The sequence below is a fragment of the Microcoleus sp. genome (genome assembly GCF_049646505.1).
Classification (GTDB): Bacteria; Cyanobacteriota; Cyanobacteriia; order Cyanobacteriales; family Microcoleaceae; genus Microcoleus.
Map to the genome: position 1 here is coordinate 1 of NZ_JBARVX010000431.1, position 10,410 is coordinate 10,410.

Below are 10,410 nucleotides of genomic sequence, written 5' to 3' on the forward strand. Positions count from 1 at the left end.
CTCGATGCTAGAGGCGTGATTTCGGTAACGGAAAGAACTCGCTATATTACCAAGATTCGCAATTTGGCGCGACGGGTTGCTCAGCTTTATTTAGAACAGCGCGAACAGTTGGGTTTTCCATTGGAAAAAGCAGTAAAAGTTTGAGAAGGAAGAGCGGCACGACACGGATGCGGACACGGATACACGGATGAATTTATGAGATTTCCGACTTCTTGAAGAAGTTGGAAATCTGGATATTATTTTTGCGATTTTCTTCCTGATTCTGACTTCGTGTGGAAACATCTCATATTTGTAAAAATACTTCTTTTGACTCCTTCTTTCTTCCTCTTTCCTCTTTCCTCCTGTCTCCTGTCTCCTACCTCCATTTTTTAGCTTGGCTGCTTTCCGACAGAGATGCTCCCCTTCGTGTCCTTTGCGTCTTCGCGGTTCAATAAAACTAATTATTCCCTATTTTAAATAAATTAAATGCTTAATTATTCACAAAATAATACAGAAACAATTCCTCAATTGCGTGTTGATGGTGTAAGTTTGAAAACACCGATCGCCTCTAGCTACTTATTAAACAATATCTCGTTTCAGGTACACAAGGGATCTCGCGTCGCAATTGTTGGCCCTTCAGGTGCTGGGAAAACTACGCTGTTGCGGTTGTTAAACCGACTCAGCAGCCCCACCAGCGGCTCGATTTATCTGGAAAATACAGAATACCGGCAAATAGGGGCGATCGAACTCCGCAGACAAATCACCCTAATTTTGCAAGAATCCAAGCTTTTGGGAATGTCGGTGCGAGAAGCGTTGGCTTATCCTTTGAAGCTGCGGGGCGTGACTCCATCAAACATTGCACAGAGAATTAGCGGGGTTATTGAACAACTTCATATCCCCCAAGAATGGCTCGATCGCACCGAATTGCAGCTTTCCACAGGCCAAAAACAGTTAGTGGCGATCGCCCGCGGCATCATTTTGGAACCAAAAATCTTGCTTTTAGACGAACCAACATCCGCCCTAGACGCAGGAAAAGCCGCCCACATTTTGCAAGTATTGACACAGCTAACTAACAATCAAACCACAATTTTAATGGTCAATCACCAATTAGAATTAGCAGAACAGTTTAGCACCAGAATTCTGCACTTACAGCGCGGAAAACTCCTCGAAGATTCCCCCTCTCATCAAATAAATTGGGTGCAACTGCGGCAAAAGTTAATCCAAGCCGAAGCCGAAGCAGAACAAGAATGGTGAATATAGAACTTGCACTTGTAGGCGAATGCGCGATAGATCCCCCTAAATCCCCCTTAACAAGGGGGACTTTGAATAGTCTTGTCCCCCCCTTTTTAAGGGGGGTTAGGGGGGATCGAGAGGCATCCTGCCCGCCCCAAATATACATTTTCTGCACCATAGCCAATCAATGAGCGCCCCCACCACCCGCACCCGCTTTCACCTTTTTAAAACCCAAAATAGCAATCCCGCTTAACAACAAAGCAATTCCCACAAAGTAAAAACAATCATTAAAAGCCATTACATAAGCTTCGCGGCGGACAATATTATCAATTACCTTAATTGCCTGGTCTTGCGCCACGCTCAAATCAGCACCGCGACTCACAAAATACTGAGTCATTTGATTGAGTCTTTCTTGCGTTGCGGGATTGTACAAAGAAATAGATTCCCCCAAACGATTCGAGTGAAATTGCTCCCGCTGCGTCACCAAAGTTGCTAGCGCCGCAATCCCCATCGAACCTCCCATATTTCGCATCATATTAAACAAACCAGAAGCCGAACCAGCCTCGTGTTTCTCCATACCAGCCGTGGCAATAGTTGACAGCGGCACCATAATTAAAGGCTGTCCCAATGCTCGCACCAATTGCGACCAACGCAACTGATCGATACCCGTATCGTGACTCATGCTGGCATTCATAAAACAACTCACCGCAAACAAACTCACACCTATAGCAATCAGCACCCGCAAATCCATTCGCTGCATCAATTTCGGCACGATTGGCACGATAAATAACTGCGGTACGCCAGCCCACATAATTACCTCGCCAATTTGCATGGCATTGTATTGCTGAATCTGACTTAAATACAGGGGCAGAATGAACACCGAACCGTACAATCCTACCCCCAATGAAATATTGACAATAGTTGCTAAGCCAAAATTGCGGCGAGTCAGCAATCGCAGGTTGATAAACGGCTTTTTTCGAGTTAGTTCAATCCAGAAAAAAACGCTGAGGAATATGGCAGAGATTATGGTTAAACGCAAAACAAAATCAGAACTAAACCAGTCTTTGCGGCTGCCTTCTTCTAACACGACTTGCAGGGAACCCAAGCCGATCGCCATTGAGATAATTCCCCACCAGTCGCCCCCTTTTAGCAGTTCTAGCTGCATCGGCTTAGGGTCAACAGCGTACCACACAGCCGCTAGCAGCAGCATCCCCGGAACAAAATTGAGATAAAACACATATTGCCAACCGTAATTCTCCGTCAGCCATCCTCCCAATGTCGGCCCGATGGATGGTGCAAAAGTAGCTGTCAGGGCAAACATCGCCATGCCGATCGGCTGTTTTTTGGGCGGTAAATTGGTTAGCAAAAATCCAAAAGCCATTGGAATTAAGATGCCGCCTGTAAACCCCTGCAAAGCTCGAAAGACAATCATTGAACTCAAGTTCCATGCCTGAGCGCAGCACATGGAAAAAAACGTGAAAAAGGCAGCGTTTACCAATATGTATCGGCGCACAGAAAACACTTGCGACAGCCAACCAGTCATCGGAATTACGACGATTTCTGCGACTAGATAGGCGGTGGAAATCCAAGAACCTTCTTCTAAAGTTGCGCCTAATGCTGCTTGAATATCTTTGAGAGATGCGTTGGTGATTTGGATGTCCAAAACTGCCATGAAAGCGCCGAGGATTGTTCCCATGACGCCGATCCAGGTTTTTAAGGGAACGCGATCGCTCTGCTGGGGAATTGCACTGGTATTTGCCATTAATTTAACCTCTGGTTGCGTATTTAATTTGGATTTTTTTACCGCAGAGAGCGCAGAGGGCGCAGAGAAAGAGAAGAGAAGACAGAAAGAGAGAAGTTTACAGGTTGTTTAGGAAATTAAACCCATTTTTTGATAAATTGGTCTAACTAAATGTTTTAAAGCTGGCAACTGTTTGGTAAAAATTATTGAGCCTAAAATACAAATTATACCTCCAATGATGACTGTATTTGAAGCGCCGATATAATTGGCCAATCCGCCGGCTACTAAATTCCCAAAGGGTGTCACTCCAAAAAATGCCATCGTGTATATGCTCATCACTCTGCCGCGTTTGTCGTCTTCAACGATTGTTTGCAAAAATGTGTTTCCTCCTGCAAATTGGATGATGAAACCAAATCCCACGAACAACATCATTATTAATGAGAGCCACAAGACGCGGGACAAACCAAAACCTATCAGTCCAAATCCCATGATTGCTGGTGAAATTGCAATCAATTTGCCCATGCCGATGATGCTTTTTCGTCCGATCAGATAAATCGCGCCTGCAAATGCTCCGACTCCAGAGGCGGCCATCAAGAAGCCGAGGGTTTGGGCGTCGCCGTGCAGAATTTTGGCGGCAAAAATTGGGACTAAAACTGTGTGCGACATTCCGGCAAAACTGACTAATGCTAATAGCGTTAAGATTGCTCTAATTGGGGGAAAGCCGAAGGCATAAGCGAATCCTTCTTTTAATCTTTGTAGGGGTTTGGTGGTAGTTTCGGGAATTTTGGGCTGCTTGATTTGCATCGCTAATAAGCCTGCAATTACAGCGATGTAGCTCAGTCCGTCAATCAGAAAGCAGTAACTTGCTCCGAGTGTTGCTATTACCAATCCTGCAATTGCTGGACCGATTAGTCTGGCTCCGTTGAACATGGAAGCATTAATGGCGATCGCATTTGCTAAGTCTTCTTGTTTTTCTACGAGTTCGGGGACAAAAGCTTGCCGTGCTGGCGCGTCAAAGGCGTTAATTGCGCCTTGGAAGAAACTCAGTACCAGGATCTGCCAAATGTTCACTACTCCTGTGAATGCTAAAAATGCTAGGGCTAAGGATTGAACCATTGCTAATATTTGAGTGGCAATTATCACTCGGTGCCGGTTCCAGCGATCGATTAAAACTCCTGCAAAAGGCAGTAAAATTAATGTGGGGATTTGACTGGTAAATCCCACTACGCCCAGCATCCAAGGTGAATCGCTCAAATTGTAGACAAGCCAAACAGTAGCGACTTGGGTCATCCAATTGCCAATCAGCGAGATGCCTTGTCCTGCAAAAAACAGGCGATAATTTTTCGATCGCAGCGCTGGAGGAAGTTTGATTGTTTTGATTTTTGCTAGTAAATTCATGGGAGACTAAGTAGAACGGCGTAAATATTTGTAGTTGGGATGAGGCAGTTCGGCAGTTGGGCAGAAGACAGGAGGGATTCGGGTTTAGCCTCATTTATCTTTTTTAAGATAGTTGTGTTTTTCCCGCCGACTTACTTATTATTACGAATGATTGAGAATTGCGATATGAGCCGAAGGTTCTATTTTAAAACTCCCGAAAACCCGAATTTGAGTATTGTTAAATTTTTGCCCGCAGCAAAACGATCGCCACATTTAATTTAAATGTGGCGATCGCTTGACGGGCGGGAAATTTCTTGCCCTCACATCTTGCACCGTTCTCACCCGCACAGGCTGTCGGGCCTGTTCGGCAAAGAGTAGATTTTCTGGCGGGGCACATAGCAGAACCCGCCCTGAAAAAATTATTGAGAATGGTGCAATATATCAGTTCCCCTAACTCAAACCCGGACTCTTATTTCACTCAATACTCAACAGCCAAGTCCCCAGGTAACGCATCAAGGGTACATCTCCTGGGGTGCGGATGCGGACGTTGAAATGGTACATTCCGCCCGGTCTTGGGTTTTGGACGTTGGAGAGTACAACCTCAACGTTGCTACCTGCTGGAATTGGCTCTGCGGGATAAATTTCTATGAATCGATTTTCTTTGTCCCAGATTACTTCTTGCAATTGTATTGTTTTGTCTTTGACGCGCACTTTAATGTCTTTTTGGTCGAATTCGCCTTTGTAATAGTCTGGATAGGAGATGTTCAGTTGGGCGATCGCCAGACTTACTTTTTTGGAAGGAATTCGCAGCCGGTATCTGTCGCCGCTCATCCCGGCTTTGCCGTAATCCAAGCGGTAGTTTAACTGATTGGCGCGATCGGGGCCGCCGAAAATCGTGAATCCCGGCATCGACTGGGCTAAACTGATGGCTGGCAAGCCTGTCAGCAAGCAACCTGTCACCGCTAGTGCCGAAAACAATCGTCTCATAATCACTCCTCTGACCAAATTTACAATGGAACCTTAAATAACAAGCGGGCAATTTGCGATGAATGCCTTTAATATATCGAATGTATCCGCAATTTGATGAGTGCGATCCATTCTGCGAGTTCAGTCAATTATTTTTTGCGTAATACGGACAACTGACATTATAACTACAGAATTAGGCAGCGTTTCATTATATCATGCTAGGTTACAAATTTAACAGTTTAGGGAAATTGAATCTATAAGACAAGTTAAAGAAGCGAGTGTAATTTTGGCGATCGGCTTTAGTATCAACGTTAGAAGTTTAAGGTGGCGGTGGGTCAAATGTAAAGCAAGGCATCTGGCGGTTAAAAATCGCAATTTACGAACCTGCAGAGGCAGGTTTTGTTTGTGTCGGAGCGGTTTCAACCGCCCTGGAAGGCTTAAATAAGGAGAGTTCATGAAATTAGCGATCGCAAAAGAAATAGAAGCAGGCGAACGCCGGGTAGCTTTAGTACCCGACGCTGCAGCCAAATTGGTCAAACAGGGGGTCGAAGTTTTGGTTGAGGCCGGTGCCGGAGCAAAATCCTTTTTTTCGGATCTTGCTTACGAAGAAGCCGGAGCTCGTGTTGTCGCCGATACCGCTACGCTGTGGGGCGAAGCCGATGTCGTCGTCAAAATCGGGAACCTAGAAGAATCAGAAGTTCACCAACTTCGCGAAGGAGGAGTTTTCATCGGATTTTTGAATCCTTTGGGAAATCCGGCTTTAGTACAGCGGTTGGCCGATCGCAAAGTAACTGCATTCAGCATGGAAATGATCCCGCGCACCAGCAGGGCTCAAAGCATGGATGCGCTGTCATCTCAGGCTAACGTCGCCGGTTACAAAGCGGTACTGATCGCAGCAGCGGCTTTACCGAAGTATTTCCCGATGCTGACAACGGCGGCGGGTACAATTCGCCCCGCAAAAATATTGGTAATGGGTGTGGGCGTTGCGGGCTTGCAGGCGATCGCCACAGCCCGTCGTCTGGGCGCAGTAGTCGAAGCCTTCGACATCCGCCCGGAAACAAAAGAACAAGTGCAAAGCTTGGGCGCTAAATTTATCGATGTCGAACTTAAGGAAGAAACTGTAGCAGCAGGCGGCTACGCTAAAGAATTATCAGAAGCGGCTAAACAACATACTCGCCAAGTGCTCACCCAGCACGTCGGTGCTTCCGATGCAGTGATTACAACCGCTCAAGTCCCCGGTAGAAAAGCCCCGATTTTAGTTACTAGAGAAATGGTTTCTCAAATGAAACCGGGAGCAGTAATTGTTGACCTCGCGGCCGAACAAGGCGGCAATTGCGAGTGTACGGAAGCGGGTAAAGATGTTGAATGGAACGGTGTTAATGTGATCGGACCGATTAATTTGCCATCGTCAATGCCTGTTCACGCTAGCGAAACTTACTCGAAGAATGTCTCGGCTTTACTTCAGTTAATGGTGAAAGATCGGGAACTAAATTTGAATTTTGAAGATGATATTATTGCTGGTGCTTGCGTTGCTCGCGATGGTGAAATTAGCAACCAGCGAGTGCGGGATGCTTTGGCGGCTGAGGCTTCAGCCGTGAGTTAGCAAAAATACCCGGCGATTGAAATCGCGGCTACAGAAACAAAGCAAAAATACCCGGCGATTGAAATCGCGGCTACAGAAACAAAGTCCGCCTCCGCGGACTAATGAAGCAAAAATATTTCTCTCGTTACAAGGCTCTGCCTTGTAATGCACTCCCGGAGGCTCCGCCTCCAGCCTACACAGGAGGCAGAGCCTCCGATGAATGCGTTCCCAGCCCAGAGGCTGGGAACGAGTTAACCTGATTGCGAACCAGATAACCAATTACCAATTACCAATTGTTATGGCAGAAGGATTGATTGCAGGTTTAGTGGTGTTTACGCTAGCGTCGTTTGTGGGATTTGAAGTAATTAATAAAGTCCCGCCGACGCTGCACACGCCTTTGATGTCGGGCTCGAATGCGATTTCGGGAATTGCGGTTTTAGGGGCAATTCTGATTTCGGGCCAGGGAAATGTGACTGTTACTTCGATTTTGGGGACGATCGCGATCGCCCTTGCCACAATTAACGTTGTTGCGGGTTTCTTAGTAACCGATCGAATGCTGCAAATGTTCAAGAAAAAAGAGGTTAAAGCGTGAGCGATTTTCTACCCAGTGGCATTCAGCTAGGCTATCTAGTGGCCGCATCTTTATTTATCGTCGGTTTGAAACAATTGGGCTCCCCGGCTACTGCGCGTCAAGGAAACGTGTTAGCTGCGATCGGGATGTTGATTGCGATCGTCGGTACTTTACTCGAAAGGCAAGTTATCAGCTACGAATTGATTGCAGTCGGCATCATCATCGGTTCCATTGTGGGAACAATTATGGCGAAAACCGTTGCAATGACGGATATGCCGCAGATGGTGGGTTTGCTTAACGGTTTCGGGGGCGCGGCTTCTGCACTTGTTGCTGTGGGCGAATTCTGGCGCTATCTCAGCATCCCGCAATCGCCTGCGCCGGATACGACGATTACGATCCTTTTGGGCGTGTTAATCGGCGGAATTACCTTTACTGGTAGCCTTGTGGCGTTTGCAAAACTGCAAGAATTGCTGCCTGGTGCTCCGATTTCGTTTCCGTTTCAACAGCCGTTTAATGCGATGCTGGCGATCGCGCTTTTAGCCGGCAGCGGTTATATGGTGTTTCACCCGGAGGATGTGCCGGTATTCCTGGGTTTGGTGGCGATTTCCAATATTCTGGGGATCATGTTTGTACTGCCGATTGGCGGTGGTGATATGCCGGTGGTGGTGTCGCTGCTTAACTCCTATTCGGGGATTGCGGCGAGTGTGGCTGGGTTCATTTTGATGAACAATATGCTGATTATTGCTGGGGCTTTGGTGGGCGCGTCTGGAATCATTTTGACGCAGATCATGTGTAAGGCGATGAATCGATCGATCTCTAACGTGTTGTTTGGCGCGTTTGGTGGCGGCGGCGGTGGTGCGACTGCTGGGGCTGTTGCTGGTGGGGCTACTGACAAAACTGTTCGCAGCATCAACCTCGAAGAAAGTGCGATGATGTTGGGCTATGCGCGATCGGTGGTAATTATTCCCGGTTACGGAATGGCTGTAGCGCAAGCCCAGCATTCGGTACGCGAGTTAGCCGACGGTTTGGAAAAAATGGGTGTTGACGTGAAATACGCGATTCACCCGGTGGCTGGGCGGATGCCGGGGCACATGAATGTGCTGTTGGCGGAAGCAAACGTGCCTTACCCGCAGTTGTACGATATGGATGACATCAACCCGCAGTTTGAAGAAACGGATGTGGCGTTGGTAATCGGCGCGAATGATGTGGTGAATCCGGCGGCGCGTCACGATACGGCTAGCCCGATTTACGGGATGCCGATTTTGGAGGTTGATAAGGCCAAACATACGATCGTAATCAAGCGCGGAATGAGTGCCGGTTTTTCCGGTGTTGACAACGAGTTGTTTTATAAAGATAAGACGATGATGTTGTTTGGTAGCGCTAAGGATGTGGTTGCCAAATTGGTGGCTGAGGTGAAGCAGTTGTAGCATTTTGCAACCGCAGATTCTGGCGGATTAACGCGGATTAACGCTGATGATTAAGCCCGGTTTTTTGGATAAGCCGGGTTTTTATTTTGTTTTTCTTGAGACTCGGCGGTTTCAACCGCGTCTACACAAACAAAGTCCGCCTGCGCCGACTCAAGAAAGGAAATTCAACCCGCTCTCGTCGGGTTTTTTTGAAATAGGTATAAAATAGAAATTGATGCTACTAGCAATGGAGTCATCCCCATGACAGCAACAATTCCTACTCAAAATTTGCCAGAAATCATCTACCCAGACAGCGACGGAAAACCCATGTCTGACAACACCAAACAGTTTCAATTAATCGTAAAAATTCAAGGCGGAATCGATGCTTTATTCAAAGACAGCGAAAATGTCTTTGTAGCAGGTGATTTGCTGTGGTATCCCGTCGAAGGAGATAACAAAACTCGCCAAGCACCGGATATTATGGTAGTCTTTGGCAGACCAAAAGGTGACAGAGGTTCCTACCAACAGTGGGTTGAAGATAATATTGCGCCGCAAGTTGTGTTTGAAATCCTCTCCCGCGGCAACCGCATGACAGCAATGTTTAAGCTGTTTAAGTTTTACGAAAATTATGGAGTAGAAGAATATTATGTCTACGATCCAGAGGATAATGAGTTAATTGGTTGGGTGCGAAGTGACGGAGAACTCAACTATATTGAATCAATGGAGGGTTGGGTAAGTCCGCGTTTGGAGACACGTTTTGAAACTGCATCGGGAGACTTGGAAATTTATAGTCCCGACGGAATGAAGTTTTTGTCTTATGTGGAGTTGTCGAGACAAATGGAACAAACGCAGCAACAAATGGAACAAACACAGCAACAAATGGAACAAGAACGACAGCAGAAAGAGTTAGTACAGCAAAAAGCCGATCGCCTTTCGGAAAAACTCCGAGAAATGGGGATAAATCCAGAGGACATTTGAGATTATAATAGTCCTCGAATCACGGGCGATCGGAAAATGGGTTTTTCACCAAATCTGCGGGCTGTAACGCGCTTATCGTAAAAAACCCGGTTTCTAGGCCCCCATATCTTAATTATGCAAAATCCCCGCCAAATAGCTTTTTTTGCACTCCGCGAAGTCCACCGCCGCGGTGCATTTGCAGATGCCGCCCTCGATCGCGCTTTTCGCAATTCTCAACTCAACGACCTCGATCGGCGTTTAGTTACAGAATTAGTTTTCGGTAGCGTCAGAAGAACTCGGTCGCTAGATTTTATCATCGACAAACTAGCCACAAAAAAATCCTCCCAACAACCGCCCGAACTCCGCACTATTCTACATTTAGGTTTATATCAACTCGAATATCTCAACCAGATTCCCCCCTCCGCCGCCGTCAATACCACCGTTCAGCTAGCAAAAGAAAACGGTTTTTCTGGACTCAGCAGTTTTGTCAACGGCTTGCTGCGACAATACATCCGTTTAACCCCCCCCACCCCCCCTGACCAAGGGGGGGCTGGGGGGGGTTTGAATCCCGAACAGCCAGAGACTGAAACTACTTCCA

At 46.9% G+C, this 10,410-nt stretch carries 11 protein-coding genes; 7 read left to right on the forward strand and 4 right to left on the reverse strand.

Annotation, left to right across the window (positions count from 1 at the left end):
- Positions 1-144, forward strand: a 144-nt coding sequence (locus WBA89_RS21160; RefSeq protein WP_424409237.1) for a glycine--tRNA ligase subunit alpha, incomplete at its 5' end; no start/stop codon positions are given.
- A gap of 321 nt (positions 145-465) precedes the next feature.
- Positions 466-1,233, forward strand: a complete 768-nt coding sequence (locus WBA89_RS21165) for an ABC transporter ATP-binding protein (RefSeq protein WP_424409226.1) — start codon at positions 466-468, stop codon at positions 1,231-1,233.
- Between the two features lie 163 nt (positions 1,234-1,396).
- Here WBA89_RS21165 and WBA89_RS21170 read toward each other — a convergent pair whose 3' ends face one another.
- The 4 genes from WBA89_RS21170 to WBA89_RS21185 all read right to left on the reverse strand — a co-directional run bounded on the left by WBA89_RS21170 (position 1,397) and on the right by WBA89_RS21185 (position 5,317).
- Positions 1,397-2,974: a DHA2 family efflux MFS transporter permease subunit gene (locus WBA89_RS21170; RefSeq protein ID WP_424409227.1), complete on the reverse strand. Its 1,578-nt coding sequence runs from the start codon at positions 2,972-2,974 to the stop codon at positions 1,397-1,399.
- A 108-nt stretch (positions 2,975-3,082) separates the two neighbouring features.
- On the reverse strand, positions 3,083-4,351 hold the full coding sequence (locus WBA89_RS21175) for an MFS transporter (protein WP_424409229.1): 1,269 nt from the start codon (positions 4,349-4,351) through the stop codon (positions 3,083-3,085).
- 217 nt (positions 4,352-4,568) lie between these two features.
- Complete coding sequence (locus WBA89_RS21180; protein WP_424409231.1) at positions 4,569-4,727, reverse strand: hypothetical protein; 159 nt, start codon at positions 4,725-4,727, stop codon at positions 4,569-4,571.
- Between the two features lie 77 nt (positions 4,728-4,804).
- Positions 4,805-5,317: a DUF2808 domain-containing protein gene (locus WBA89_RS21185; RefSeq protein WP_424409232.1), complete on the reverse strand. Its 513-nt coding sequence runs from the start codon at positions 5,315-5,317 to the stop codon at positions 4,805-4,807.
- A gap of 433 nt (positions 5,318-5,750) precedes the next feature.
- On the opposite strand from WBA89_RS21185, the gene WBA89_RS21190 reads away from it, so the two are divergent.
- The 5 genes from WBA89_RS21190 to WBA89_RS21210 form a co-directional block, all read left to right on the forward strand.
- Positions 5,751-6,899 (forward strand): Re/Si-specific NAD(P)(+) transhydrogenase subunit alpha, encoded by a 1,149-nt coding sequence (locus WBA89_RS21190; RefSeq protein WP_424409233.1) that lies wholly within the window; start codon positions 5,751-5,753, stop codon positions 6,897-6,899.
- A gap of 277 nt (positions 6,900-7,176) precedes the next feature.
- Positions 7,177-7,470 (forward strand): NAD(P) transhydrogenase subunit alpha, encoded by a 294-nt coding sequence (locus WBA89_RS21195; RefSeq protein WP_106150865.1) that lies wholly within the window; start codon positions 7,177-7,179, stop codon positions 7,468-7,470.
- Positions 7,467-8,876: an NAD(P)(+) transhydrogenase (Re/Si-specific) subunit beta gene (locus tag WBA89_RS21200; RefSeq protein ID WP_424409234.1), complete on the forward strand. Its 1,410-nt coding sequence runs from the start codon at positions 7,467-7,469 to the stop codon at positions 8,874-8,876. The genes WBA89_RS21195 and WBA89_RS21200 overlap by 4 nt, the downstream gene beginning before the upstream one ends.
- Before the next feature lie 240 nt (positions 8,877-9,116).
- The gene (locus WBA89_RS21205) at positions 9,117-9,833 is read left to right on the forward strand and encodes a Uma2 family endonuclease (RefSeq protein ID WP_424409235.1); all 717 of its coding nucleotides are present in this window, start codon (positions 9,117-9,119) and stop codon (positions 9,831-9,833) included.
- Between the two features lie 114 nt (positions 9,834-9,947).
- Positions 9,948-10,410: transcription antitermination factor NusB (locus WBA89_RS21210; RefSeq protein ID WP_424409236.1), on the forward strand; the 463-nt coding region annotated here is incomplete at its 3' end.